The sequence below is a fragment of the Mesorhizobium sp. B2-4-13 genome, assembly GCF_006658535.1.
Taxonomy (GTDB): Bacteria; Pseudomonadota; Alphaproteobacteria; order Rhizobiales; family Rhizobiaceae; genus Mesorhizobium; species Mesorhizobium australicum.
In genome coordinates this window covers 77,269-103,771 of sequence record NZ_VFVB01000010.1, presented here as the reverse complement: position 1 = coordinate 103,771, position 26,503 = coordinate 77,269, and the positions used below count along the sequence as shown (strand labels likewise).

The following is a 26,503-nucleotide window of genomic DNA, read 5'->3' as shown; positions in this document are numbered from 1 at the left end:
TACAGATGCAGCGAGCACTGGACCGACGAATGGTCGTGCATGTGTGATGACGAATGTCCGAATTGCGGCGCGCGTCATGCAACGCCAATCGATAGTGAAGACCTTACCTTGCAAATCTTGGCGGAAGCGGGCGAATTCGTAGTAGTAAGATCGCCCGACACTGCGGAACACAGTCCAGACTATGAAGAGGCCGGACGTTTCGCCAGCGAGGCACTGGCGAAACGATTTGCCCAGTTGGGAGCGAATTAGGCTAAGCCGGCAAGCCTTACCGCGTCAGCCTCTTGTAGGTCATGCGGTGCGGGTTGACGGCTTCGGGCCCGAGCCGGCGGATCTTGTCCTGCTCGTAATCCTCGAAATTGCCCTCGAACCATTCGACGTGGCTGTCGCCCTCGAAGGCGAGGATGTGCGTCGCCAGGCGGTCGAGGAACATGCGATCGTGCGAGATGATGACCGCGCAGCCGCCGAAATTTTCCAGCGCGTCTTCGAGTGCCGCCAGCGTTTCCGTATCGAGATCGTTGGTCGGTTCGTCGAGCAGCAGAACATTGCCGCCGGTCTTCAGCATCTTGGCCAGGTGCACGCGGTTGCGCTGACCGCCGGAGAGGTTGCCGACCTTCTGCTGCTGGTCGCCGCCGCGGAAGTTGAAGGACGCGCAATAAGCGCGGGTGTTGGCCTCGAACTTGCCGAGCTTGACCACTTCGGCGCCGCCCGAGATTTCTTCCCACACGGTCTTTGACGGATCGAGCGCGTCGCGGCTCTGGTCGACATAGCCGAGCTTGACCGTCTCGCCGACGCGGACAGAACCCGCATCCGGCTTTTCCTGGCCGGTGATCATGCGGAACAATGTCGTCTTGCCGGCGCCGTTCGGGCCGATGACGCCGACAATGCCACCCGGCGGCAGCTTGAATTCGAGGCCTTCGATCAACAGCGTGTCGCCGAAGCCTTTCGACAGGCCCTCGACCTCGATGACCACGTTGCCGAGCCGCTCGCCATGCGGGATGACGATCTGCGTATCCGTCGGCCGCCGCTTGTCAGCTGCATCGAGCAGATCCTGGAACGCCTGGATACGCGCCTTGGACTTGGTCTGGCGAGCCTTCGGGCTCGACTGGATCCACTCGCGCTCGCGGCCGATGGCGCGCTGGCGGGCGTCGTCCTCGCGGCCTTCCTGCTTGAGGCGCTTGGCCTTGGCTTCGAGGTACTTGGTGTAGTTGCCCTCATAAGGAATGCCGCGTCCGCGATCGAGTTCGAGAATCCAGCCGGTGACATTGTCGAGGAAGTAGCGGTCGTGGGTGATGATCATCACGGCGCCCGGATAGGCGCGCAGATGCTTTTCCAGCCATGCCGTCGTCTCGGCATCGAGATGGTTGGTCGGTTCGTCGAGCAGCAGAAGATCAGGCTGGCGCAGCAGCAGCTGGCAGAGCGCGACGCGGCGGCGCTCGCCACCCGACAGCTTGGTGACGTTGGCATCCTTTGGCGGGCAGCCCAGCGCTTCCATTGCCATCTCGACCTGCTGTTCGAGATCCCACAGGTTCAGCCGGTCCATCTCGTCCTGGAGCTTGGCCGATTCGTCGGCCGTCTCGTCGGAATAGTTCATCATCAATTCGTTGTAACGCTCGATGATGGCGGTCTTGGCCGCGACACCTTCCATGATGTTCTCGAACACGGTCTTGTCCGGATCGAGCGCCGGCTCCTGCGCCAGGTAGCCGACAGTGGCGCCTTCGGCGAGCCACGCCTCACCGCTCCAGTCCTTGTCGATGCCGGCCATGATCTTGAGGATCGTCGACTTGCCGGCGCCGTTTGGGCCCAGGATGCCGATCTTTGCGTCCGGGTAGAAGGACAGATGAACGTTCTCGAGCACCTTCTTGGTGCCATAGGCCTTGTTGAGGCCGGCCATGTGATAGATGAACTGGCGTGCCACGCGCGCTTTCCCTGAAAAATGACTGGATTTGTCGAATTGAATGGAGGTTGGCCGCTATGTAGGCGATGCGGCGCCGAACGGCAATCGCTTTTGCCATATCAGGCCAACCACACGGACAAGTGTGCACCGACAGCCAGGTTTTCAACCGGTCGATGGCGCGCGGAAATCTCCGGTTAACCCTTCCACGTCAAAACAGGACCGAAGTGGAATCGCTGGCTGGCCGCGATTTCGAAAAGAGAGCGGATCGACGGCATTGCTGAACAGTTTCCTGCTCCTTGCCGAAGCGATTGTCTACTTCAGCGTCATGGTGACGCTTTTCCGCTTCCGCAAGCGCATCGGCCTGGGCGTCTTCATCTGCGCACTCGGCGTCATGCATTTCCTGGAAACCTATCTCGCCAGCGTCTTCTACGTCGCGCTGCCGTTTGGCATGGTGTCGCCGGGCTCGGCGGTGCTGTTTTCGGGCAAGCTGGTGATGCTCCTTCTGCTCTACATGAAGGAGGATGCCGCCACCGTGCGCCAGCCGATCTATGGCCTGCTGCTCGGCAATGCGCTGATGATCGGTCTGGTTCTGCTCCTGCGCCTGCACGCCATCGCTCCGCTTCCCGATGGCCGGCTCCCCGATATCGGCTTCATCGACGAGATGGGCTGGCTGATGGTTTGGGGCACGACGCTGCTGTTCGTCGATGCCATCCTGATCATCCTTCTCTATGAGAAACTTGGACGCGTCCTGCGCAAGGCGCGGTTCGCACGCATCCTGATTTGCGTCGCCTGCGTGCTGACTTTCGATCAGGCGGGGTTCTTCACCGCGCTGCATTTCGTTGCCGGCGCGCCGATCGCGGTCTTCTTCGGCGGCTGGTTCGCCAAGATGGCGGCAGCACTGACCTTCAGCGCCATGCTGGTCGCCTATCTCAAATGGTTCGAGGTCCGGGATGTCCAGATGCCGCGTGGGCTGACCGACATCTTCGAGACCTTGACCTATCGCGAACGCTACGAGGCGCTGGTCGAACATGTCGGCCGCGATGGCCTGACCGGACTGCTGCACAGGGGACGCTTCGATGCCGATGGCGAGGCCGCCGTCCAGTCCAGCCTGCGCACGGCGAGGCCGCTCAGCCTGCTCATCGTCGACGTCGACCACTTCAAGTCGATCAACGATCGTTTCGGCCATGCCGAAGGCGACAAGGTGCTGAAGGCGGTCGCAACCGTACTTTGCGAGGCGGCAGGCGCCGAGGACCAGGTGTTCCGGATCGGCGGCGAGGAATTCGCGATCCTGAGTTCGCGTCCACACTCCGTCGCCAGGCTCTTTGGCGAAAGCGTCCGCACCGCGCTCAAGGCATCGGCCGCCACCAGCCGGTTCGAATTGACCGTCAGCGCCGGCGTTTCCACCGTCAGCGAAACGACGCAGTGCCTGGCCGACCTGTTCGCGCTCGCCGACCAACGCCTTTACAAGGCGAAATCGACCGGACGCGACCGCGTCGTCGGCGAACCCGGCGGGCATGAAGCCGACGCCGATATCGCCTGGACCAGGTCCGCGCAGATCTAGCCAAAGTCAGTCCAGACCCAACCTTGTCGCTACGATTTCCCCTGCCGTGCCGGCGCGCTGCTCGTCATGCCACTCATGCAACCCCCGCTGAATGAACACCGCCATGCCAACATAACAGCAGGCACGGCAAGCGAAAGCCCGGCTGGCTGCCTAAATCCGTGCCCGTGCGTTACTGGAACCCGATCGCGTCGACCGTGCCGGTCGGGCAACCGGCCTTGTTGGTCGGCACGGAGGCCAGCAGCAGATCCTTGAGCGAGCTGTTCGGACCGATCGGGCCGGCAAGGCCAAGCGTCAGTTCCCCGATCAGCCGCCGGCCGCTCGACGGATCGATAAGGCAGGACACACGCACCCGGTCCCCTGCTCCCGCGCCGAAGGACTGGTCGAAGGCGCTGCGGATCTGGTCCGCGGTCAGCTTGCCGCCGATATTTTTGGCGAAGAGGTCGCGCACGGGCGAGCTGTTGACCTCACGCATCAAATGAAGGGCGTCGGAAAAATACTCCTGCTGGCTTTTGCCATAGCAGGTGCCGTGCTTGATCCATTCATGCCGTTCCAGCTTCGAGGCGGTGCCCGGCATCACCCTGTCGAGTTCGGCGCGGGTCTCGGCATCGAGGTTGACCGGTGGCAGGTCCTGCCAGTGAGCCGGATTGTCATTGGCCTTGTCGCTGGCAGTAGCCTGGCAATAGAAATTGCCGTTCGGCTGCGGCCACAGGCCGTGCAGCGTGAAATTGGTGGCGTCGAATTCGCCAGGGCTTTGCGCCTTGCATTCGGTCTTGTTCGACTTGGTCTCGCAGAAGGCCGGCTGCCAGCTCAGCGCGAAAACATATTCGGGTTTTCCCGAGGCCGCCGGCTTGCCTTGCCCGCCCGGTGCCGCCGGCGCGGTCACCGCACTGCTGCCCGAGAGATGGCCGCAGCTGACCTTCACCCAACGGCGCTCGGGATCGGCGCCCGGCACCAGGATGAGGTAGTGGGTCGGAGCGTCCTTGTTGCCGGCCAGCAATTGATAGGTCTTGCCCGCATCGGTCGAGACATTGCCGGGGTTCTTGGCGTTCTTGATCGCCTGCGTCGCGGGACAGGCAGCGTCGGCCACGAAGGTGCCGCTCATCTTGACGTCGGCATGCGCCGCGCCTGCCAGCGACCCCGCCAGCAAGGCCAATCCGAAAACAACAGCAATGCGCATGGAGATTCCCCTGCTGGAAAGTGGGCGACAGACTGAAACTGTCTCCATGTCAGAATTGCGATATTTTGCGGGCTCGTGGCAAGAAAGATCGTCGCGGAAAAGCCGGCAGGCCCGATTGACGCAAATCAGGCGCCGGCGCACACGTTGGACATTGCAAGGGCGGAACCAGGGGGAGGCCAGCCGGCATGCCATTCAGCCAGCAGCGCGTGGTCCGCTCGCCGACCGGCGCCGACCTCAATCTGTTCGTCCGGCAGGCCGACAGCTCTCCGCGTGCGGTGGTCCAGATCAATCATGGCCTGGCCGAGCATGCCGGGCGCTACGACCGCTTCGCCGGTTTCCTGTCCGCTCGGGGTTTCCATGTCTATGTCCATGATCACCGTGGCCATGGGACGACCAGGGCGCCCGACGCGCCGCTCGGCAGATTCGCCGACAAGGACGGCCCGGCCAAGGTGATCGCCGATGTCGACGCCATCCGCGATCTTATCGCCCGCGAGCAGCCTGACCTGCCGGTGATCCTTTTCGGCCACTCGATGGGCGCGTCCGTGGCGCTGAACTACTTGTTACGGCACTCGAATCGGATCCATGCCGCAGCCATCTGGAACGGCAATTTCTCGCAAGGCTTGCTCGGCCAGGTGGCGCTCGGCATCCTGGCCTGGGAACGGATGCGGCTGGGCTCCGATGTCCCGTCGCGCCTGCTGCCGAAACTCACCTTCCAGGCCTGGGGCAAGGCGGTCCCCGACCATCGCACCTTGTTCGACTGGCTTTCGCGCGACGAGGCGGAGGTCGCGAAATACATCGCCGATCCGCTCTGCGGCTGGGATGCCTCCATATCGATGTGGCGCGATGTGGTCGCGATGGCGCTGAACGGTGGCAAGGATGCAGGCTTTGCCGGCATCCGGCGCGACCTTCCCGTCGCCATCGTTGGCGGCGAGAAAGACCCTGCCTCGGACTACGGCAAGGGCATCACCCATCTCGCGAACCGCATGCACAAGATGGGCTTTTCTAATCTGGTTTCGAAGGTTTACGCCGACACCCGCCACGAGAGCCTGAACGAGGTGAACCGGGACATCGTCATGGACGATTTCGCCAACTGGGCGGACGCTGTCCTGAAAGCCTGACGGTTTGGCCCATCGCAAGAACCGTGACAGCCGCCGCCGGGCTTGATAGAGGCTCTGCTTTCGCAGCGATCAGGATGATTGCAGCAACCACGGTGATTTATGGCCGAACCCCCGCTGAAAGGCGTCCGCGTCGTCGAACTCGCCCGCATTCTTGCCGGGCCCTGGGCCGGGCAGTTGCTTGCCGATCTCGGCGCCGATGTCATCAAGGTCGAGAGCCCGGACGGCGGCGACGACACCCGCAAATGGGGTCCGCCCTTCGTCATGAGCCACGACGGCGAGAACCTGTCGGCCGCCTATTACCATTCCTGCAATCGCGGCAAGCGCTCCATCGCCATCGACTTCTCGACGCCCAAAGGCGCCGAGACGGTGCGCCGGCTGGTCGCGACGGCGGATGTGCTGATCGAGAACTTCAAGCTCGGCGGCCTGAAGAAATACGGGCTCGACCATGGCAGCCTGAAGGAAATCAACCCTCGCCTCGTCTACTGCTCGATCACCGGTTTCGGTCAGGATGGGCCTTATGCGCCTCGCGCGGGCTACGATTTCATTATCCAGGCCATGGCCGGCATGATGTCGATTACCGGCGAGCCCGGCCGCGAGCCGCAGAAAGCCGGCGTCGCCATCTCGGATATCTTCACCGGCCTCTATTCGGTCATCGCCATCCAGGCAGCACTTCGCCATGCCGAACAGACCGGCGAAGGCCAGCACATCGACATGGCGCTGTTCGACACCCAGATCTCGGCGCTCGGCAACCAGAACCTCAATTATCTCGTTTCCGGCAAGTCGCCGGTGCAGATGGGCAATGCCCATATGAACATTGCCCCCTACGAAGTGCTTCCGGTCAGGGACGGCCACATCATCCTGGCTGTCGGCAATGACGGCCAGTTCGCCAAATTCTGCGCCGCGGTCGGGCTGGGCGATTTGCCGGCCAATCCCGATTTCACCACCAATCCGGCCCGCGTCGCCAATCGCGTGGAACTTCGCGCACGCATCATCGAGGCGCTGAAGATTTTTGATCGCGATCCGCTGCTGGCGAAGCTCGAAGCCGCCAGCGTGCCGGCAAGCCCGATCAACACGATCGGCCAGATGTTCGACGACCCGCAGACCATTGCCCGCGGCATGCGGCTCGACCTCGACGACGGCCATGGCAACCGCCTGCCGTCGGTGCGCGCGCCGATGGTGATGTCGGGCACACCGCTTACTTACGAACGCCCCTCGCCGCGCCTTGGCGAGCACACTGACGAAATCCTTGCCGAACTGGAGAAGTCTGGGAAATGAAGACCGGTGGACAACTGATCGTCGACGCCCTCGAAGCCAATGGCACCGACCGTATGTTCTGCGTGCCGGGCGAATCCTACCTTGCGGTGCTTGACGCGCTGCATGATTCCTCGATCCGCACCATCGTCTGCCGCCAGGAAGGCGGTGCTGCCATGATGGCCGACTGCCAGGGCCGGCTGACCGGCAAGCCCGGCATCTGCTTCGTCACCCGCGGACCCGGCGCCACCAACGCTTCGGCCGGCATCCACATCGCCATGCAGGATTCGGTTCCCCTCATCCTGTTCATCGGCCAGGTCGCCAGCCACGCCAAGGAGCGCGAGGCGTTCCAGGAAGTGGACTATGTCAGGTTCTTCGGCGACATCGCCAAATGGGTGGTCGAGATCGACGACGCCTCGCGCATCCCCGAATTCGTCACGCGCGCCTTTGCCGTGGCGACGTCGGGCCGCCCCGGCCCGGTCGTCATATCGCTGCCTGAGGATATGCTGACCAGCGTCGTCGACGCGCCGGAAGCACTTCCGCACACGCCGGTCGAAACCTATCCCGGCGAGGCCGAACTCGACGCACTGGAAATGCTGCTTGCCGGCGCGAAGCGCCCCTTCGTCATTCTTGGCGGCACGCGCTGGAACGCGGACGCGGTGGCGCGGATGCATGAGATCGCCGAGGCCTGGTCGCTTCCTGTCGGCTGTTCCTTCCGCCGCCAGATGCTGTTCGACCATCTTCATCCAAACTATGCCGGCGATGTCGGCATCGGCATCAATCCGAAGCTGGCGACGGCTATCAAGCAGGCCGACGTCGTTCTCTTGATCGGCGGGCGCATGGGCGAGATGCCCTCTTCCGACTACACGCTGCTGAAGAGCCCCTACCCCGACCAGGCCCTGGTGCATGTCCATGCCGATGCCGGCGAACTCGGCCGCGTCTACCGTCCGACCCTGGCGATCAATGCTTCGCCAGCGGCCTTCGTCGAGGCTTTCACCAAGCGCATGCCGGCCGGAACGCCATCATGGGCGGCCGAAACAGCCAAGCTGCATACCGCCTATCTCGACTGGTCGACTCCGCCTGAAAACGGTCCCGGCCCGGTCCAGATGGGACCTATCATGAACTACCTGGAAAAAGTGCTGCCGGACGATGCCATCCTCACCAATGGCGCCGGAAATTACGCAACCTGGGTACACCGCTTCCATCGCTTCCGCCGCTTCGCCACGCAAGGAGCGCCGACGTCGGGCTCGATGGGCTACGGCACGCCGGCGGCGGTCGCCGCCAAGGCGCTTTATCCGGAGCGCACAGTGGTCGCCTTCGCCGGCGATGGCTGCTTCCTGATGAACGGCCAGGAATTCGCCACCGCCGTACAGTATGACCTGCCGATCGTCGTCATCGTCGTCAACAACGGTATTTACGGCACCATCCGCATGCACCAGGAACGCGAATATCCCGGCCGCGTCGTCGGCACCGATCTGAAGAACCCTGATTTTGCAGCACTTGCCCGCGCCTATGGCGGCCATGGCGAGACGGTGGAGAAGACAGCTGATTTCGCGCCTGCCTTCGAGCGCGCGCGAACCAGCGGCAAGCCGGCGATCGTCGAGATCAGGCTCGATCCCGAAGCGATCACCCCGACCCGGACGATGACGCAGATACGCGACAGGGCTTAAGGCCGGCAGAACAGAGGGCGGCGCTGTCCCGCCAGGCTTCAAGCGTTAGCCGCGCTTCGGGCTCTACATCGCCTTTTCGATCTGGCCGCGAATCTCGCCGTCCTTGTTGGCCGCCGTGTGCACATTGACGTAATACTTGCCGGCCTCGAGGTCAGCGGCCTGCGCATCGGTCAGCGTCGCCGACCCCTTGATCGGGCTCTTGAGCTTGCCTTTGAACGGGATCACCGGAGGCGCATTCTCGCCCGCCGCCGCCGGGCCGTGAATGTGCGCCGCTGTCGCCGGGCCGCTGAGGCCGGAATACTTCACGTTCCAGCTGAGCTTCTTCTTGGTGGTATCGAAGGTGAGAGTGGCCGTCCCCTTGCCCTTCGTGGTGACGGCTGGGCTCTGCTGGCCGCCATCGAGGGTCGCCTTGTATTTTACCATCTCGGCCATGGCCGGTGATGCGAACAGGAAAGCGGTGGAAATGGCGAGCGCCGATAGCGCCGGCAGGAAGGAGTGAGCGCGCATGAAGGACCTCCGATTGACAAAAGCGTGCGTCGCGGCTCCCCGACGCGCGCATGCTTCAATGCAACGGCTGGACGGCGCAATGTATCCCCGCACACGGTTTTGTGATTGGAGCGCATGGAAAAGGGGCGGTCGCCCGCCCCTTTGATCGTCAGACCCGGTCTCAGGCGCTGTTGATCGCGCCTGCGAGGCCTACTTGACCGCCTTGTCGGTGATGGCGGTGGTATAGGCGCCTTTCGGCTCCTTGGTGATGATCTTCTGGTCGAGCAGCGCCTTGGCGGTGCGTTCGTAGGTCGCCGGGTCGAGCTTGCCGTCGGCATTGTCGATCAGCTTGGCAACTTCGCTCATCATCCGCTTCTGGTGATTCTCGTCCTGGCCGCCGCCGTCCATGACGATGCTTGCGGCTTCGTCATTGTTGTCGACCGCGTATTTCCAGCCCTTCATCGAGGCGCGCACGAACCGCACCATCTTGTCCTCGAAGGCCGGATCCTTGAGCTTGTCTTCCGAGGCATAGAGGCCGTCCTCAAGCAGGTCGTTGCCCATGGCCGAGTAGTTGAACACGGTCAGCTGTTCGGGCTTGTAGCCGGCGTCGATCAGCTGCCAGTACTCATTGTAGGTCATGACCGAGATGCAATCGGCCTGCTTCTGGATCAGCGGCTGCACGTCAAAGCTCTGCTTCAGCACGGTGACGCCATCGGGGCCGCCCTCCGTCTTGAGGCCAAGCTTGTTCATCCACGCGTAGAACGGATATTCGTTGCCGAAGAACCAGACACCGAGCGTGTGGCCCTTGAAGTCGGCTTCGGTCTTGATCGGGCCGTCCTTCGGGCAGACCAGCTCCATGCCGGCCTTCTTGAACGGCTGGGCGATGTTGACCAGCGGCACGCCCTTTTCGCGCGCGGCGAGCGCGCCGCCCATCCAGTCGACGATGACGTCGGCACCGCCGCCGGCGATCACCTGCTCGGGGGCGATGTCGGGGCCGCCTGGCTTGATGTCGACGTCGAGGCCTTCGGCTTCATAGAAACCCTTGGCCTTGGCGACATAGTAGCCGGCAAACTGCGCCTGCGTGACCCATTTCAGCTGCAAGGTCACCTTGTCGGCGGCCATCGCCTGGAACGCGGCCAGCGACATCGCGCCGGCCAGAACTGGAATAATAAGTCTTTTCATTTTTTTACCCTCTGAAGTTAGTGCCCAAACCCACCGCCCCTATCCACCACGGACAGAGGGATGCCAAAACGTGACGGCCCTTTCGACAAGGGCGACCACGCCATAAAAGACCGAACCCGCAAGTGCTGCAACTGCGATTTCGGCCCAGACCATGTCGATGTTCATCCGCCCGACCTCGGTCGAAATGCGGAATCCCATGCCGACGACGGGCGTGCCGAAGAACTCGGCGACGATGGCGCCAATCAGCGCCAGCGTCGAATTGATCTTCAGCGCGTTGAAGATGAAGGGAGCGGCGGCCGGCAGCCTGAGCTTGACGAGCGTCGGCCAGTAGCCTGACGCATAGGTGCGCATCAGGTCGCGCTCCATATGGCCGGACGCGGCGAGCCCGGCGACCGTATTCACCAGCATCGGGAAGAAGGTCATGATGATGACCACCGCCGCCTTGGATTGCCAGTCGAAGCCGAACCACATGACCATGATCGGCGCCACGCCGATGATCGGCAGCGCCGAGACCATATTGCCGATCGGCAGAAGTCCACGCCGCAGAAACGGTACGCGGTCGGCGAGAACAGCGGTGATGAAGCCAGCGCCGCTGCCCACCACGTAACCGAAGAGCACCGCCTTGAAGATGGTTTGCCGGACATCGGCGCCGAGCACCGGCAGCGAGCTGACGATGCGCGCGCCGATGGCGCTCGGCGGCGGCAGCAGGATGAAAGGAATGCCGGCGCCGCGTGTGACGGCTTCCCAGATGATCAGGATCCAGGCGCCGAAGATAGCGGGGATGACCAGACGCAGTGCGGTCCGGACCCATCCTGCCGTCGGCCGCAACCCCGAAAGCACCGCCACACAACGCCAGCCAAGCAGCCAGGCAGCCGCGAGCAGAAGAAAATACGGCGCCAGCGCCGTCCCTTCGAAACCTGCAATGCCCGAAATCAGCAGCCAGGCGACGAGATGGGCGCCTATGAAGAGCACCACGGCCTCCACTAGGGGCGTAATCCTGACCATGGAGATCAGCGCCGCCAGCACGGCCACGCCAAGCATCAAGCCCTTCATTCCGAGATAGGGGTAGTCGATACTGGCCGTCGGATCGGCAAGCGCTGCCGCTTCCGGCTTCGACATGGCGCCGAGCGCAATCGCGATCAGGCACAGCACGATCGCCAGCACAGCCTGCCAGGAAGGTTTCAGCCAGTTCATGCTGGCCTCCCACCCATGGCGCGGTCAACGACGCGGCCGGCGATGCCAACCACCATCACCAGCAGCGCCGCCACGATGGAGCCGGCGACCAGCGCTGACCAGATGTCGATCGACTGGCTGTAATAGGCGCCCGCCAACAGCTTGGCGCCGATGCCGGCGACCGCGCCTGTCGGCAGTTCGCCCACGATGGCGCCTACTAGGCTTGCCGCCACCGCGACCTTCATCGAGGTGAACAGGAACGGCACCGAGGCCGGCACACGCAGTTTCCAGAAGGTCTGCGCGCGGCTGGCATTGTAGGTGTGCATCAGGTCGAGATGCATGATCTCGGGCGAGCGCAGGCCCTTCACCATGCCGACCGTCACCGGGAAGAACGACAGATAGGTCGAAATCATCGCCTTCGGGATCAGTCCGGTAATGCCGATCGCCGCCAGAACGACGATGATCATCGGCGCCACCGCCAGGATCGGAATGGTCTGCGAGGCGATGATCCACGGCATCAGGCTGCGGTCGAGCGTCGCCACATGGACGATGCCGACGGCGATGACGATGCCGAGTGCGGTGCCGAAGGCGAAGCCGAGCAGCGTCGAGGACAGCGTCACCCAGGCGTTGTAGACGAGACTGCGGTTCGAGGTGATGGGCCGCAGAAAAGTGTTCTCGAAGAAATTCACCGCCACCTGATGCGGCGCCGGCAGCGTCGGCTTGGGCTGCGACAGCGTCTTGTCGATGAGTTCGCCGAACGTGGAGGTTTCGTTGGCACGCCGGTCGAGATCGCGCTGGAACGGCGCGTTGAGGATAACGGCGAACATATACCAGAGCACAACCACGCCCAGAAGGATGGAGGTTACGGGGATGATCTTGGAGCGGAAGCTATCCATGGGCGCCTTCTCCTCTCTCCGCCGGGGAGAGGGTGGCCGGAGCGAAGCGAAGGCCGACCACCTTCGCCTTCGTCATCCTAGGGCGGAGCAACGCGAAGCGTCGCGCAGACCCTAGGATCCATTCCGTGACGTTGGCCGAGGGGTATAAGCGGTCAAGAATGTTCGCCTTCGAACGCACGGCGTAAGGTGCATCGGTCTGCACCGCTGCGGAACGTTGAGGCAACGGCATGGATCCTAGGGTCTGCGCCGCGTCGCTTCGCTCCTTGCTCCGCCCTAGGATGACGAAGGCGCGGTACGCCGCTCGCTTGTCACCCGCTTCAATCATCATAACTATGTCCTGCCCTCAACCCATCGCGCACCCGCGCGGCGATCGCCAGAAACTCCGGCGTCTCGCGGATGTCGAGCGGCCGCTCTTTCGGCAGCGTCGATTCGATGATGTCGCTGACGCGGCCCGGGCGCGGCGACATGACGACGATGCGCGTCGACAGGTAGACGGCTTCCGGAATGGAGTGGGTGACGAAGCAGATGGTCTTGTTCGTCCGTCCCCACAGTTGCAGCAATTGCTCGTTGAGGTGGTCGCGCACGATCTCATCCAGCGCGCCGAACGGCTCGTCCATCAGCAACAGGTCGGCATCGAAGGCCAGCGCACGCGCGATCGAGGCGCGCTGCTGCATGCCGCCGGAAAGCTGCCAGGGGTATTTCTTCTCGAAGCCACTGAGGTTGACGAGGTCGAGCGTGCGCTTGATCCGCTCCGCTTGCTCGGTCTTGGACAGGCCCATGATTTCCAGCGGCAGCCCGACATTGCGCTCGATGGTGCGCCAGGGAAACAGGGCGGCAGCCTGGAAGACATAGCCGTAGGCACGCCTCTCGCGCGCCTGTTCCGGCGTCATGCCATTGACCGAGATCGTCCCCGAAGTGGGCTTTTCCAGATCGGCGATGACGCGCAGCAAAGTAGTCTTGCCGCAACCTGAAGGCCCGATGAAGGAGACGAACTCACCCTTGCCGATGGTCAGGTCGACATTGGACAGCGCCTGTACCGGCCCGTCATTGGTCTGGAAGGTGAGGCCCAGTTTGCTTGCCGAAACGACGGCTGGCGAAGGTCCCGTCATCGGTTGCTGCCTGCCTTCCGCCGCACGAAACCGATTGCTTTTATCGTGATGTTGTTTTCCACTCGACCCGTCCCATTGGCCCCAGTCCTGCTGAGTTTGTCCCGCTCGGTCGACGCCCGGAGTTTCCCCGATGTCGCCTAAACCGACTTGTCATCTTATCCGCCCTGAAAGCACTTATGAAGGCAAGCAGGGCCTGACCTACTTCGCCGGCATAGCCACCGAGTCGGTCGGCTCCTCTGGCATCTGCATGCACGTGCTCACCATGCCGCCCGGTGCCCGCGCCAAGGCGCATCTGCACGAGAACCATGAAACGGCGATCTACGTGCTCTCCGGCGAGGTCCATACCTGGTATGGCGACCGGCTGGAGCATCACATCGTCGTCAAGGCCGGCGACCTTTTCTACATTCCCGCAGGCGTGCCGCATTTGCCGGCCAATCTGAGCAATGCGCCGTCCTCGGCCGTCATCGCCCGCACCGATCCCAACGAACAGGAAAGCGTCGTCCTGCTGCCGGAACTGGACGCGCTCGTCGCCTGAGGGCGGTATTGGCGGGTTCGCCGGCCGAGGCTCAATAGCTCCAGGTCCGCGCTGCCCCTCATCGCCCTGCCCGGCACTTCTCCCCGTATAGAGGCGGGGAGAAGGACGCCGTCGCGAAGGATTTCGCCAATCGCCAGCGTTGGCAAAAAGAGCGCCGAGGTTGCGCTCAGCCCCCTTCTCCCCGTCTCTATACGGGGAGAAGATGCCGGCAGGCAGATGAGGGGCGGCGCCGACCTCGGCAATTATCTGCACCGAGACACTTCCCCGTATACGCTGCCGTCCTCGTCGGCGATCACCAACTTCTTGGCATTCTTGGCGCTGTGCTTGATCGTGAAGGTGGCGGGCGACTTTCCCTCCTCGCCTTCGGCTTCGCACTCTGCCTTGACCGTCAGCGAACCATCGGCCCCACCGTGTTTGCCGGTGAAGGCGCAGGCACTGGTCGCGGTGATAAAATCGGTGTCGGTCAGCAGCAGCATGTCTTCGGCATAGACCTTCTGGCCGTTCTTGTTGATGCAGCCGGACTTATTGCCATAAGGCTTGGACAGGTCGATGCCGGCCGCAGAGGCGGAGCCGGCTGCCAGAACAACAACGGCGGTGAGATAGAGCCCCGCGCACCTCACCTCAAACACCCGTCGCCGGAATGCCTGTCCGCTCGACCTTGCGCGGCGCGGTGATCTCCTTCCAGGTCGACAGCGCCCGGTTGACGGCCGCGTTCGGTTCGCGGCCGACGAACTCACCATGGCCAGGCTTCGCCTTGACCTCGGCCTCCTCGACCGACAGCTCGCCGCGCGAGAACACGAAGCGCGGCAGGCCGGTCACTTCGACCCCTTCGAAGACGTTGTAGTCGATGACGGATTGCTGCTTCTTGGCGGAAATCTTCTTCTTGCGCTGGGGGTCCCAGACGATGATGTCGGCATCCGCGCCTTCGACGATCGCGCCCTTCTTCGGATACATGTTGAGGATCTTGGCGATGTTGGTCGAGGTCACGGCGACAAACTCGTTCATCGTCAGCCGGCCGGTATTGACGCCTTTGGTCCACAGCACCGGCAACCGGTCCTCGAGGCCACCCGTGCCGTTGGGGATCTTGGTGAAATTGCCGACGCCGAAGCGCTTCTGGTCGGTGGTGAAGGCGCAATGGTCGGTCGCCACCACCTGCAGCGAACCGGCCTGCAGGCCGGCCCATAGCGAGTCCTGGTGCAGTTTGTTGCGGAAGGGCGGGCTCATCACGCGGCGCGCCGCATGGTCCCAGTCCTTGTCGAAGTACTCGCTCTCGTCCAGCGTCAGGTGCTGGATCAGCGGCTCGCCGAACACCCGCATGCCTTTCTGGCGTGCCCGGCGGATCGCCTCGTGGCTCTGTTCGCACGAGACATGCACGACATAGAGCGGCACGCCCGCCATGTCGGCGATCATGATGGCGCGGTTGGTCGCCTCACCCTCCACTTCCGGCGGGCGCGAATAGGCATGTCCCTCGGGGCCATTATTGCCGGCGGCAAGCAGCTTCTGCGACAGGGCCGCGACCACGTCGCCATTCTCGGCATGCACCAGCGGCAGCGCGCCGAGGTCGGCGCAGCGCTGGAACGACGCGTACATCTCGTCGTCGTCGACCATCAGCGCGCCCTTGTACGCCATGAAGTGCTTGAACGAGGTGATGCCCTTATCGACCACGGTGGCCATCTCGTCGAACACCTGCTTGCCCCACCAGGTGATCGCCATGTGGAACGAATAATCGCAGGACGCCCTCGAGGTCTTGTTGTCCCACATCTGCAGGGCTTCGAGCAGCGATTGCTGCGGCGCCGGCAGGCAGAAATCGACCACCATCGTGGTGCCGCCGGCCAAGGCCGCACGCGTGCCGGATTCGAAATCATCGGCCGAATAGGTGCCCATGAACGGCATTTCGAGATGGGTGTGCGGGTCGATGCCGCCCGGCATCACATAGCAGCCGGTGGCGTCGTACTCATGGTCGCCATGCAGGTCCGAGCCGATGGCGACGATCCTGCCGTGCTGCATCAGCACGTCGGCCTTCCAGGTTCGGTCGGCGGTGACGACGGTGCCGTTCTTGATGACTTTGGTCATTTTGCTGTTCCCTTGTTCTTCTCTTCCCGCTTCTTGGTGAGCGGCGTTGAAGGTAAATCTCTAAGTTCACTCTACTATAACGGCCGTCTCCACCACCGCATGGAACAGAACGTCGGCGCCGGCCGCTGCCCATTCCTTGGTGATCTCTTCCGCCTCATTGTGGCTCAACCCATCCACGCAAGGGCACATCACCATGGCGGTCGGCGCGACGCGGTTGATCCAGCAGGCGTCGTGGCCGGCACCCGAGACGATGTTGCGGTGCGTGTAGCCAAGCCGCTCGGCCGCATCGCGGATCGCCTTGACGCAGCCCTTGTCGAAAGTGACCGGATCGAAAGCGCCGACCTGCTCGATCTTGTACTGGATGTCGAGCGCGTCGCAGATCGTGTCGATGCCTTCGCGGATGCGGCCATCCATGGCGTCAAGCACTTCCTTTTCCGGCGAGCGTATGTCGATGGTGAAGACTGTGCGCCCGGCGATGATGTTGCGCGAGTTAGGGTAGACCTCCATGTGGCCGACCGCGCCGACGGCGTCGGGCTGATAGTCCATGGCGACCTCGTGGACCAATTCGATCACTCGGGCCATGCCGAGCCCGGCATTGCGGCGCTTGGGCATCGGCGTCGAGCCGGTATGCGCCTCCTTGCCGGTCAGCGTCACCTGCAGCCATTTCAGGCCCTGGCCGTGGGTGACGACGCCGATGTCGATGTCCTCGTCCTCAAGGATCGGCCCCTGCTCGATATGCAGTTCGAAGAAGGCGTGGATCTTGCGCTCGCCGACCTTCTCGGTGCCCTTCCAGCCGATGCGCTCCAGTTCCTCGCCGAATTTCTTGCCGTTTTTGTCCGTGTGCTCGTAGACGTCGGCCTGGTCGAGCACGCCGGCAAACACACCGGATGCCATCATGGCCGGCGCGAAGCGCGCGCCCTCCTCGTTGGTCCAGTTGGTGACGACGATCGGATGTTTCGTCTTGATGTCGAGATCGTTGAGCGAGCGCACGATCTCCAGGCCGCCAAGAACGCCGAGAACGCCGTCATATTTGCCGCCGGTCGGCTGCGTATCGAGATGGCTGCCGACATAGACCGGCGGAAGGCTGGGGTCGGTGCCTTCGCGGCGGGCAAACATGGTGCCCATCTCGTCGACACCCATTTCGAGCCCCGCGGCATCGCACCAGCGCTTGAACAGATGCCGGCCCTCGCCATCCTCGTCGGTCACGGTCTGGCGATTGTTGCCGCCGGCAATGCCGGGGCCGATCTTCGCCATCTCTATCAGCGAATCCCACAAACGGTCTGAATTGATTCGCAAATTCTCGCCGGGTGCGGCCATTCAAAACCTCATCAATTGCGGGGCGTCCCCCTCCCCCTCGAGGGGAGGGTGGCCGCGAAGCGGTCGGGTGGGGTCGGCTGACATACGCTCGACTTTTTCCTTGACCACCTGCGCGACATGCCAAGCGCTGTTTATGACATCGGGTTCGTCGATACGGAAGACCTCGAACCCAAGCGATCGTAGATACGCGTCACGAACGGCATCGTGCTGCTTGCCCTTTTCGTGCTCATGCAAATCGCCGTCGACTTCAACAACCAGCTTTGTAGAAAAGCAGGCAAAGTCAACGATATAGGGCCCAATCGGACATTGTCGGCGAAACTTGATTCCGTTTGGTTTCAACTCACGCAATTCATACCAAAGAAGGGATTCGCCTTTGGTCGCGTGAACTCGAAGCGCGCGCGCCTTTTGGCGCATTTCGAAGCTCACGCGGGTACGGGGCATCAGAAGCGACCTCGCGGCAAAAGATCACGTCGGCACCCGGTCGAACCGACCCCACCCGACCGCTTCGCGGCCACCCTCCCCTCGAGAGGGAGGGATCTCGGCGCCCAGTTCTTCAATCGATCATCCTAAGCACTTCACGCACATGGTCGATCAGTTCGTTGATCTGGCCCTTGGTGATGATCAGCGGCGGCGACAGTGCGATGATGTCGCCGGTGGTGCGGATCAGCGCGCCGCGCTCGAACGCCTTGACGAAGGCCGAGAAGGCCCGCTTTGTCGGACTGCCGGCGATCGGCGCCAGTTCGATCGCGCCGATCAGGCCGATGTTCCTGATGTCGATGACATGCGGTTCGCCCTTCAGCGAATGCAGTGCATCTTCCCAGTAAGGCGCCAGTTCCTCGCCGCGCGTCAGCAGGCCCTCTTCCTTGTAGGTGTCGAGCGTGCCGAGTGCGGCCGCACAGGCGATCGGGTTGCCCGAATAGGTGTAGCCGTGGAAGAACTCGATCATGTGCTCGGGGCCGGTCATGAAGGCGTCGTGAATTTCCTTCTTCACGAACACCGCGCCCATCGGGATGACGCCGTTGGAGACGCCCTTGGCGGTGGTCATGATATCGGGCGTGACGCCGAAATAATCGGCCGCGAACGGCGCGCCGAGACGGCCGAAGCCGGTGATGACCTCGTCGAAGATCAACAGGATGCCGTGCTTGGTGCAGATTTCGCGCAGCTTCTCGAGATAGCCCTTCGGCGGCAGGATGACGCCCGTGGAACCCGCGACCGGCTCGACGATGACGGCGGCGATGGTCGAGGCGTCATGCAGGGCGACGATACGCTCGAGTTCGTTGGCGAGCTCCGCGCCATACTCCGGCACGCCTTTGGAGAAGGCGTTCTTCTCCGGCAGATGCGTGTGCGGCATGTGGTCGACGCCGCCCAGCAGCGTGCCGAACATCTTGCGATTGGTGACGATGCCGCCGACCGAGATGCCGCCGAAATTGACGCCATGATAACCGCGCTCGCGGCCGATGAGCCGGGTGCGCGCGCCCTCGCCTTTCACGCGGTGATAGGCGATTGCCATCTTCAGCGCCGTCTCGACAGATTCCGAACCGGAATTGGTGAAGAACACATGGTCCATGCCCTTGGGCGCGAGGTCGACCAGGCGGTTCGCGAGCTCGAACACGATCGGATGGCCCATCTGGAAGGCGGGTGCATAGTCGAGTTCGGCGGCCTGGTGCTGGATCGCCTCGGTGATCTTGGGGCGGCAATGGCCGGCGTTGACGCACCACAGGCCGGCGGTGCCGTCCAATACCTTGCGGCCATCGCTGGTCGTGTAATGCATGTCCTTGGCGGACACGAACATGCGCGGCGCCTGCTTGAACTGCCGGTTTGCCGTGAACGGCATCCAGAATGCGCTGAGATCGTTCGGCGTGACTTTCAGCCGGTTGGACATGACCAAGACTTCCCCTTGTAACCTGTTTCGCTGCGTCCAACGCTTGGTCTTTGCCGCGCTTTCATGCTACGCAAATTTTGACCGATTGGACAAACGTTTAGCACCGCCATGTCGGCGGTCAATGGATTACTAGCGGAAATGCGGCTCCTGAAGTGCGTTCCACAGCCTGGGGAAAAACTGGTCCAGAGAATTGGTCCAGATGACCTTGAATGCGAGATTTGGCAATACGAGGGTCCGCAACGGTGACCGCGAGCACGCAAGCCCCTCGCCGCACCCGCATTCAGCAGGAAAAGCGCGAACTGATCTTGGAGGCCGCGCTCGAAGTGTTCTCCACCAACGGCTTCCGCGGTTCGACCATCGACCAGATCGCCGAAGCCGCCGGCATGTCGAAGCCGAACCTGCTCTACTATTTCCGCCGCAAGGAAGACATCCACGAGACATTGATGGAACGGCTGCTCGAAACCTGGTTGGCGCCACTGCGGGAACTTGACGACATCGGCGATCCGATGACCGAACTCAGGAGCTACATCAGGCGCAAGCTGGAAATGGCGCGCGACTTTCCGCGCGAGAGCCGGCTGTTCGCCAACGAGATCCTGCAAGGCGCGCCGCGCATCATGCCGCTGCTTGCGGGCGAGTTGAAGACGCTGGTCGACGAGAAAGCCGCCGTCATCAAGGGCTGGATGCGCGCCGGCAAGATCGCCCGGACCGATCCCTGGCACCTGATCTTCTCGATCTGGGCGACGACGCAGCATTACGCCGATTTCGATGTCCAGGTCCGCGCCGTGCTGGGGCCGAACCGTGGCGGCGACGGCCGCTTCGAGGACGCTGCCCGCTTCCTCGAGCAATTGTTCCTCGATGGGCTGAAGCCGAAGGCTTGATCCGACGACGGCTCACGCGCTGCGCCGTTCGGCCGGCATCGCCTCCAGCAATCTTTGAAGTTTGGCGATCGAGTTCTGCTCGGCGAGCGGCGTGTAGACGATCAGCCGCATGTCCGAGCCGTCGTCGATCGACAGGCTCATATGCTCGAAGGCCATCAGGCCCACCATGGGATGCCGGACATGCTTCACGCCGGTCAGCCTGCGCGCCACGTCGCGCCGGGGCCACCAGTCACGGAACTCGGGACTTGAACTCATCATCAGCGCGATCAGCCGTTTCGAAATCCGGATCGCCGACATATTTGGCGCTTTCGGCACGAAACGAAGCAAGCACCACGCGGGCAAGTTCTTCCCAGTCGACCAGCAGGCGGCGATGGTGCGGGTTGGTAAACACCATGTGGACAATGTTTCTGCTATCACCCTCGAGGAGGCCGTAATCGCCGAACACCGCCACGGCCGCTTCGTTCCAGGCAAGAACGTCCCAACGACGGCCGACGACATAGGCGGGCTGCAGCACCAGGCTTTGCAGCATGTGCAACAGCGTAGCGTCGACCTTTTCAGGCGCCGCCACACGACGCTCCGGCTGCTGGCGGCCTGCCAGGATGAACAGATGTCGCTTCTCGACGGCGTCGAGGCGCAAGGCCTCGCAGAGCGCCGCCAGCACTTCCGCCGAGGGCCGCACGTCCCTGCCCTGCTCAAGCCAGGTGTACCAGGTGGTGCCGACACCGGCGATCATCGCCACTTCCTCCCGCCGCAGACCCGGTGTGCGCCGTCGCGGACCTGTCGCGATGCCGGTGGCCGATGGCGCCAGCCTTTCCCGGCGCGACCGCAGGAAGGCGCCGAGTTCGCGCCGGCGGCTCTCGTCGGCTGATCGGGTGGAGGCAACGGGAGCGTTCATACCGGCTATTATAGCAGTATCGATACCAGGATAAAGTTTGAACTGTTTGACATGGGCGAAGCGCTCCATCTTGCGTTCAGAGCAACAACAGGAGGCTCTGAACATGGAATTGAAAGACAAGACCATCCTCATCACCGGCTCGACCGACGGCGTCGGCCGCGTGGTGGCGCAAAGGCTGGGTGCCGCCGGCGCACGGGTGCTGGTGCATGGCCGCGATACCACACGCGGAGACGCCGTTATCGCCGAGATCAAAGCCGCCGGCGGCAAGGCCGAGTTTTTCGCGGCCGATCTCGCTTCGCTGGCGGAGGTACGACGCCTCGCCGAAGCCGTGCGCGCCAGCACGAGCCGCCTCGACATCCTCATCAACAATGCCGGCGTCGGCACCGCTGGCGACAAACGACAGACAAGCGCCGATGGCTACGAGTTGCGCTTTGCCGTCAATTATCTCGCCGGCTTCCTGCTGACCTCGGAGCTTCTGCCGCTGCTGAAGGCGAGCGCCCCGGCACGCATCGTCAATGTCGCGTCCGCCGGCCAGCAGGCGATCGATTTCGACGACGTCATGCTGACCCGCGGCTACAGCGGCGTGCGCGCCTATTGCCAGAGCAAGCTGGCGCAGATCCTGTTCACCGTCGATCTGGCCGGGCAGTTGGAAGGCAGCGGCGTCACCGTCAACGCGCTGCATCCGGCGAGTTACATGAACACCACCATGGTCCGTCAGGCCGGCGTGACGCCGTGGAGCTCCGTTGAAACCGGCGCTGAGGCTATCTTGAATCTCGCCACCTCGCCCACGCTGGAAGGGCGCAGCGGCCTCTATTTCGACGGCCTGCGCGAATCCCGCGCCGACGCCCAGGCTTACGATGCCAAGGCAAGACAACAATTGCGAAGCCTGAGCCTCGAGCTTGTCGGGCTGGCTTTCCCTGAAACGAAGGAACAGCATTCATGACCAACAGAACCGAACACACGGTGATCATCGGCGGCTCATCCGGCATTGGCCTGGCGACGGCGCGCAAACTGCTCGGTCCCGGCATGAAGGTCACGATCACCGGGCGCAACCAGGACAAGCTCATCAGCGCCTGGAAAAGCCTTGGCGGAGCCGCCGACAAGGCGGCCTTCGACGCTTCGAAACCGGATGAGGTGCGCCAATTCTTCGAGCGCCTCGGTCCGTTCGACCATCTCGTTCTGGCGGCGAGCGGTGGCAAGGGCCTCGGCCCGTTCCAGACCCTCGATCTCACCGATATCGCCGGAGGCGTCGACGAGAAAGTGCGGCCTCAACTCTCCTGCCTGCAGGCCGCCTTGCCGACGCTGAACAAATCGGGGTCGGTCACCTTCATCTCGGCGGTATCGGCCCAACTCGCCACGCCGGGCGTCGCCGGCATCGGCGCCATCAATGGCATGCTCCTGACCGTGGCGCCGATCCTGGCCATCGAGCTGAAGCCGCTGCGCGTCAACGTCGTGGCGCCGGGTGTCATCGACACGCCATGGTGGGACTTTTTGCCCGCAGAGCAGCGGCAGGCGGTCTTTGCCGACTATGCGGGGAAAACGCCGGTCGGCCGCATCGGCCGCGCCGAGGACGTCGCCTCGGCGATAGCCTTCCTCGTCTCCAACGGCTTCATGACCGGCCAGGTGCTGACCTGCGACGGCGGCCTACGGTTCGCGGCGTAAAACGTTGGAGAGTTAAAGCGACTGCGCGATCAGCGACAAAAACCCCCGCTCAGTGCGACATTGCCGACGAAGCCATTGATGCGGATGCACGCTCCGGACCCTGATGATTCCAGAAATTGTGGAACATCGGCGTCGCCACGATCAGGAACAGCACCAGCACCACGCAGGCAATCGCGGTCCAGAGGTCGACCATCACCAGCACTCCCGCGATGATCTGCAGGACAATGCCCGCCCACAACGCCAGCCGGGCCTGGGGCACGCCACGCGCGGCCACCAACCTGGTCAGGAAATCCGCGTTCTGGATGTTGCGCAGGCCGGCGAAGACAAAGGCACCGCCGAGCAGCAGGCGACCGAGAAACAGCAAGGTCGAAGGCAAATCGACAGGCATTGAACTCCCCCTTTGAAACAGTAGGGGCGCCGCCTTTCCCCGGCGGCGCCCCCAACAGATGTCCGGACTGTCAGGCCGCCTTGGCGGCCGGCATCGGATGGATGGCGTGGAACGGAATGCAAAGTCGGTTCCATGTGTTGATCATGCCGATCGCGACGGAGAGCTTGACCAGTTCCTCTTCCGAGAAATGCTCCAGCGTGCGCGCATAGAGTTCGTCCGGCACGCCATCGTTGGCGATCAGCGTCACCGCCTCGGTCCAGGCCAGTCCGGCGCGTTCGCGCTCGGAGAACAGCGGCGATTCCTTCCAGGCGGCGACGAGATAGAGCCGCTGCTCGGTCTCGCCGTCGCGCCTGGCTTCGCGGCTGTGCATCTCCACGCAGAAGGAACAGCCATTGATCTGCGAGGCCCTGAGCTTGACCAGGTGCAGCAGGCTCACCTCCAGTCCACATTCGTCGACCGCCTTGTTGAGTGCCGACACGGCCTTCATGATCTCGGGCGCCTTGGCGAAGAACTGCAGCCTCTGTTTCATCGTCTTTCCTTTCACATCCTTGGGGAGGTTAATTTAGGCTTGGTTGGTTGAACTGGGTTTCTGCCGCCGTTGATGGCGCTCGACAAAGGCGCAGCTCGCGGCAAACGATCTGGGGTCGCCTTCCGCAGCGTAATCCGCCACGATATCGGACAACTTCACCTCGGCGAGCGCTGCCCGGTAGGCGCGCTCCGCCTTGAGCATCGCGGCATTGATGCCGCAAGGTTTCACATAAGCAGAGGCATCGATCTTGACCGGACCGTTGCGACGGATCTCGCCGCAGCGAAAAGCCGGCTCGCGCCCTTCGATGGCCAGCACGATGTCGAGCAGCGTGATCCGTTCGGCAGCCCGCGCCAGCCGGTAGCCGCCGGCGGGACCCGGCACCGATTCCAGAATGCCGGACGCCGTCAGCACGTTGAGATGCTTCAGCAAATAGCTCGACGACAGGCCGAAGGATTCCGCCAGCGCCGCGCCCGGCATGGTGCTGTTGCCGTCGACGCTCGCCAGTGTCGCCGCGCAGTGGATGGCCGCCTCAACGCCCTCGCCCAGCTTCATAATGCTAGTCTCCAATTCGTAGATACAACTTATCCTGGATAAGATTTATCTGCAATAGGAAAATGAAAAAGCGACGCCCGGAGACGCCGCTTTTGAAAGGTTGCCCTACTCCGCCGCCACCTTGGCCATCGGGTTGTTCGGGTGCGTGGTCCAGTTGGCATAGACCGGCGACACAGGTCTGCCGGTGCGCTGGTCCAACGCGCCGGCCGCAAGCGGCTCCATGGTGATGCAATTGTCCACCGGGCAGACATTGACGCACAGGTTGCAGCCGACGCATTCGGCCTCGATCACCTCGAAATGCCTGACGCCGTTGACCATGCTGGTGATCGCCTGGTGCGAGGTGTCCTCGCAGGCGATGTGGCAGCGGCCGCATTTGATGCAGGCATCCTGGTCGATATGCGCCTTGGCGACATAGTTGAGGTTGAGATACTGCCAGTCGGTGACGTTGGGCGTGGCGCGGCCGATAATGTCGTCGAGCGAGCGGTGGCCCTTCTCGTCCATCCAGTTTTCGAGGCCGGCGATCATCTCCTGCACGATCTTGAAGCCGTAGGTCATCGCCGCCGTGCAGACCTGCACATTGCCGGCGCCTAGCGCCATGAATTCGGCGGCGTCCCGCCACGTGGTGATGCCGCCAATGCCGGAGATCGGCAGGCCGCGGGTTTCGGGATCGCGGGCGATCTCGGCCACCATGTTCATGGCGATCGGCTTCACCGCCGGGCCGCAATAGCCGCCATGCGAACCCTTGCCATCGATGGTCGGCATCGGCGCGAAACTGTCGAGGTCGACGCCGGTGATCGAATTGATGGTGTTGATCAGCGACACCGCGTCAGTGCCGCCGGCATGCGCTGCCCGCGCCGGCTTGCGGATATCGGCGATGTTGGGCGTCAGCTTGGTGATGACGGGCATGCGCGTATATTGCTTGCACCAGCGCACCACCATTTCGATATATTCCGGCACCTGGCCGACGGCCGCGCCCATGCCGCGTTCCGACATGCCGTGCGGACAACCGAAATTGAGCTCGATGCCGTCGGCGCCGGTCTCCTCGACCAGCGGCAGGATCGATTTCCAGCTCTCCTCGACGCAGGGCACCATGATGGAGGCGATCAGCGCACGGTCGGGCCAATCCATCTTGACCTGCTTCATCTCGCGCAGATTGGTCTGCAAATCGCGGTCGGTGATCAGTTCGATGTTGTTGAGGCCGAGCAGGCGCCGGTCGGCACCCCAGATCGCACCATAGCGCGGGCCGTTGACGTTGACCACCGGCGGCCCCTCTTCGCCCAGCGTCTTCCAGACGACACCGCCCCAACCTGCCTTGAAAGCGCGGATGACGTTGTAGGCCTTGTCGGTCGGCGGTGCCGAGGCCAGCCAGAACGGATTGGGCGATTTGATGCCGACGAAATTGTTTCTGATGTCAGCCATGACAGGTCCCTTTCAACGGAGACGAAGGAGCATTTCCACGGGTGCAAGACTGCCGCCTTCAAGCGCGGCGGTGAGATTGGCGATCTTGGTGCGGGCATCCTCGCCCATGACAAGGCCGACGCCGGGCGGCGGCTTTTTGCCCTCGGCCTGCGCGGCAGCCATGCGGGCACGCAAGGCTGCGAAGAATTCGATGGCGAAAGCGCCGCACGGGCGCTCGGCGATTACCGAAAAGCCGCAGGCGGTGGCGGCGGCTCGATAATCAGCAGGCGTGACGACGAACGACATGGTCGCGTCGGATGCCCATGGCAGCGGATAGGTCAGTGCTCCATCCTTGAGCCGCATCACGTCATAGACGGCAAAGACGCCGCCAGGCTTCAGCACGCGGGCGGCCTCGCTCATCAGCTTGGCCTTGTCGGGCAGGTTCATGCCGACATGCAGGATCATTGCCGCATCGAAGCTGTCCTTGGCGAACGGCATGTCCAGCGCGCTGCCTTGCACGAAGCGCGTCTTGCCGGCCATCCCCACCCGTTTCGACAGGCTGGTCGCGATATCGACATAGCTTTGGGTCAGGTCGATGCCGGTGACATCGGCGCCGGCATTGTTCGCGGCAAAACGGGCCGGGCCGCCGATGCCTGAACCGATGTCGAGAAGCCGGGCTCCAGGCTTCAGCCCCATCTGGTCGATGAGTTCCCTGGTGGCGGCCACGCCGCCAATGTGGAATTCGTCGACCGCTGCGAGATCGTCAGCGCTCAGATGGTCAATTTCCACGCCGGTGTCGGCAAGCGCGGCAAGAATCCGCTCCTCCAGGCCTGAAATCTCGTAGTGACGGGCAATGCCCGGTTCCACCGTGGCCATG

The 26,503-nt window shown here is 63.0% G+C and carries 24 protein-coding genes and 2 pseudogenes; 8 read left to right on the top strand and 18 right to left on the bottom strand.

Annotated features, from left to right (window positions below):
- Positions 1-265: 265 nt before the first annotated feature.
- On the bottom strand, positions 266-1,915 hold the full coding sequence (gene ettA / locus FJ936_RS24385) for an energy-dependent translational throttle protein EttA (RefSeq protein WP_015317172.1): 1,650 nt from the start codon (positions 1,913-1,915) through the stop codon (positions 266-268).
- A gap of 253 nt (positions 1,916-2,168) precedes the next feature.
- Between ettA and FJ936_RS24380 the strand changes: the two genes are divergently transcribed.
- The gene (locus tag FJ936_RS24380; protein ID WP_015317171.1) at positions 2,169-3,455 is read left to right on the top strand and encodes a GGDEF domain-containing protein; all 1,287 of its coding nucleotides are present in this window, start codon (positions 2,169-2,171) and stop codon (positions 3,453-3,455) included.
- Positions 3,456-3,624: 169 nt separating this feature from the next.
- Here the strand turns inward: FJ936_RS24380 and FJ936_RS24375 are convergent, their stop codons facing one another.
- Entirely contained in the window at positions 3,625-4,632 is a 1,008-nt protein-coding gene (locus FJ936_RS24375) for a ribonuclease (RefSeq protein ID WP_140615578.1), read from the bottom strand.
- Positions 4,633-4,817: 185 nt separating this feature from the next.
- Between FJ936_RS24375 and FJ936_RS24370 the strand changes: the two genes are divergently transcribed.
- The 3 genes from FJ936_RS24370 to FJ936_RS24360 all read left to right on the top strand — a co-directional run bounded on the left by FJ936_RS24370 (position 4,818) and on the right by FJ936_RS24360 (position 8,671).
- The gene (locus FJ936_RS24370) at positions 4,818-5,750 is read left to right on the top strand and encodes an alpha/beta hydrolase (protein ID WP_140726049.1); all 933 of its coding nucleotides are present in this window, start codon (positions 4,818-4,820) and stop codon (positions 5,748-5,750) included.
- A gap of 99 nt (positions 5,751-5,849) precedes the next feature.
- Complete coding sequence (locus FJ936_RS24365; protein WP_140615574.1) at positions 5,850-7,025, top strand: CaiB/BaiF CoA-transferase family protein; 1,176 nt, start codon at positions 5,850-5,852, stop codon at positions 7,023-7,025.
- Positions 7,022-8,671: a thiamine pyrophosphate-binding protein gene (locus FJ936_RS24360; protein WP_141907099.1), complete on the top strand. Its 1,650-nt coding sequence runs from the start codon at positions 7,022-7,024 to the stop codon at positions 8,669-8,671. The genes FJ936_RS24365 and FJ936_RS24360 overlap by 4 nt, the downstream gene beginning before the upstream one ends.
- Positions 8,672-8,734: 63 nt before the next feature.
- Here FJ936_RS24360 and FJ936_RS24355 read toward each other — a convergent pair whose 3' ends face one another.
- The 5 genes from FJ936_RS24355 to FJ936_RS24335 form a co-directional block, all read right to left on the bottom strand.
- Positions 8,735-9,178, bottom strand: coding sequence for a CHRD domain-containing protein (locus FJ936_RS24355; RefSeq protein WP_015317166.1), 444 nt, complete (start codon positions 9,176-9,178; stop codon positions 8,735-8,737).
- Positions 9,179-9,367: 189 nt separating this feature from the next.
- On the bottom strand, positions 9,368-10,339 hold the full coding sequence (locus FJ936_RS24350; RefSeq protein ID WP_015317165.1) for an ABC transporter substrate-binding protein: 972 nt from the start codon (positions 10,337-10,339) through the stop codon (positions 9,368-9,370).
- Positions 10,340-10,378: 39 nt separating this feature from the next.
- Complete coding sequence (locus FJ936_RS24345; RefSeq protein ID WP_141907098.1) at positions 10,379-11,533, bottom strand: ABC transporter permease; 1,155 nt, start codon at positions 11,531-11,533, stop codon at positions 10,379-10,381.
- The gene (locus FJ936_RS24340) at positions 11,530-12,408 is read right to left on the bottom strand and encodes an ABC transporter permease (RefSeq protein WP_140789122.1); all 879 of its coding nucleotides are present in this window, start codon (positions 12,406-12,408) and stop codon (positions 11,530-11,532) included. The genes FJ936_RS24345 and FJ936_RS24340 overlap by 4 nt, the downstream gene beginning before the upstream one ends.
- A gap of 317 nt (positions 12,409-12,725) precedes the next feature.
- Positions 12,726-13,517 (bottom strand): ABC transporter ATP-binding protein, encoded by a 792-nt coding sequence (locus tag FJ936_RS24335; RefSeq protein ID WP_015317161.1) that lies wholly within the window; start codon positions 13,515-13,517, stop codon positions 12,726-12,728.
- A 130-nt stretch (positions 13,518-13,647) separates the two neighbouring features.
- Between FJ936_RS24335 and FJ936_RS24330 the strand changes: the two genes are divergently transcribed.
- A complete protein-coding gene (locus tag FJ936_RS24330; RefSeq protein ID WP_015317160.1) occupies positions 13,648-14,052 on the top strand; it encodes a cupin domain-containing protein in 405 nt (134 codons plus the stop codon).
- A 242-nt stretch (positions 14,053-14,294) separates the two neighbouring features.
- On the opposite strand, the gene FJ936_RS24320 is transcribed toward FJ936_RS24330, so the two are convergent.
- The 5 genes from FJ936_RS24320 to FJ936_RS24300 form a co-directional block, all read right to left on the bottom strand.
- Positions 14,295-14,681, bottom strand: coding sequence for a hypothetical protein (locus FJ936_RS24320; protein WP_246677688.1), 387 nt, complete (start codon positions 14,679-14,681; stop codon positions 14,295-14,297).
- Positions 14,674-16,125 carry a dihydropyrimidinase gene (gene hydA / locus FJ936_RS24315; protein WP_140665302.1) on the bottom strand — a complete coding sequence of 484 codons (1,452 nt, stop codon included), beginning with the start codon at positions 16,123-16,125 and terminating at the stop codon, positions 14,674-14,676. The genes FJ936_RS24320 and hydA overlap by 8 nt, the downstream gene beginning before the upstream one ends.
- A gap of 66 nt (positions 16,126-16,191) precedes the next feature.
- Entirely contained in the window at positions 16,192-17,442 is a 1,251-nt protein-coding gene (locus FJ936_RS24310; protein ID WP_140789119.1) for a Zn-dependent hydrolase, read from the bottom strand.
- Positions 17,443-17,883, bottom strand: coding sequence for an endonuclease domain-containing protein (locus tag FJ936_RS24305; protein ID WP_141907097.1), 441 nt, complete (start codon positions 17,881-17,883; stop codon positions 17,443-17,445). It abuts the gene before it with no gap.
- A gap of 112 nt (positions 17,884-17,995) precedes the next feature.
- Positions 17,996-19,324 carry an aspartate aminotransferase family protein gene (locus tag FJ936_RS24300; RefSeq protein ID WP_140793699.1) on the bottom strand — a complete coding sequence of 443 codons (1,329 nt, stop codon included), beginning with the start codon at positions 19,322-19,324 and terminating at the stop codon, positions 17,996-17,998.
- 242 nt (positions 19,325-19,566) lie between these two features.
- Here FJ936_RS24300 and FJ936_RS24295 point away from each other — a divergent pair, with 242 nt between their 5' ends.
- Entirely contained in the window at positions 19,567-20,202 is a 636-nt protein-coding gene (locus tag FJ936_RS24295) for a TetR family transcriptional regulator C-terminal domain-containing protein (protein WP_140793701.1), read from the top strand.
- Positions 20,203-20,214: 12 nt separating this feature from the next.
- Here the strand turns inward: FJ936_RS24295 and FJ936_RS24290 are convergent.
- Positions 20,215-21,097: pseudogene (locus FJ936_RS24290) on the bottom strand (helix-turn-helix transcriptional regulator).
- A 103-nt stretch (positions 21,098-21,200) separates the two neighbouring features.
- On the opposite strand from FJ936_RS24290, the gene FJ936_RS24285 reads away from it, so the two are divergent.
- Both FJ936_RS24285 and FJ936_RS24280 read left to right on the top strand, forming a co-directional pair.
- On the top strand, positions 21,201-22,040 hold the full coding sequence (locus FJ936_RS24285; RefSeq protein ID WP_140793703.1) for an SDR family oxidoreductase: 840 nt from the start codon (positions 21,201-21,203) through the stop codon (positions 22,038-22,040).
- Positions 22,037-22,759 (top strand): SDR family oxidoreductase, encoded by a 723-nt coding sequence (locus tag FJ936_RS24280; protein ID WP_140793705.1) that lies wholly within the window; start codon positions 22,037-22,039, stop codon positions 22,757-22,759. The genes FJ936_RS24285 and FJ936_RS24280 overlap by 4 nt, the downstream gene beginning before the upstream one ends.
- A 12-nt stretch (positions 22,760-22,771) precedes the next feature.
- Here FJ936_RS24280 and FJ936_RS24275 read toward each other — a convergent pair.
- The 5 genes and pseudogenes from FJ936_RS24275 to FJ936_RS24255 form a co-directional block, all read right to left on the bottom strand.
- Positions 22,772-23,147, bottom strand: a pseudogene (locus FJ936_RS24275) (DoxX family protein).
- 70 nt (positions 23,148-23,217) lie between these two features.
- Positions 23,218-23,676 carry a carboxymuconolactone decarboxylase family protein gene (locus tag FJ936_RS24270; protein ID WP_015317149.1) on the bottom strand — a complete coding sequence of 153 codons (459 nt, stop codon included), beginning with the start codon at positions 23,674-23,676 and terminating at the stop codon, positions 23,218-23,220.
- Positions 23,677-23,709: 33 nt separating this feature from the next.
- Positions 23,710-24,228 (bottom strand): Rrf2 family transcriptional regulator, encoded by a 519-nt coding sequence (locus tag FJ936_RS24265; protein ID WP_141907096.1) that lies wholly within the window; start codon positions 24,226-24,228, stop codon positions 23,710-23,712.
- A 105-nt stretch (positions 24,229-24,333) separates the two neighbouring features.
- The gene (preA, locus tag FJ936_RS24260; protein WP_140615544.1) at positions 24,334-25,647 is read right to left on the bottom strand and encodes an NAD-dependent dihydropyrimidine dehydrogenase subunit PreA; all 1,314 of its coding nucleotides are present in this window, start codon (positions 25,645-25,647) and stop codon (positions 24,334-24,336) included.
- Positions 25,648-25,659: 12 nt separating this feature from the next.
- A complete protein-coding gene (locus tag FJ936_RS24255) occupies positions 25,660-26,502 on the bottom strand; it encodes a methyltransferase domain-containing protein (RefSeq protein ID WP_140793711.1) in 843 nt (280 codons plus the stop codon).
- Between the last annotated feature and the right edge of the window lies 1 nt (position 26,503).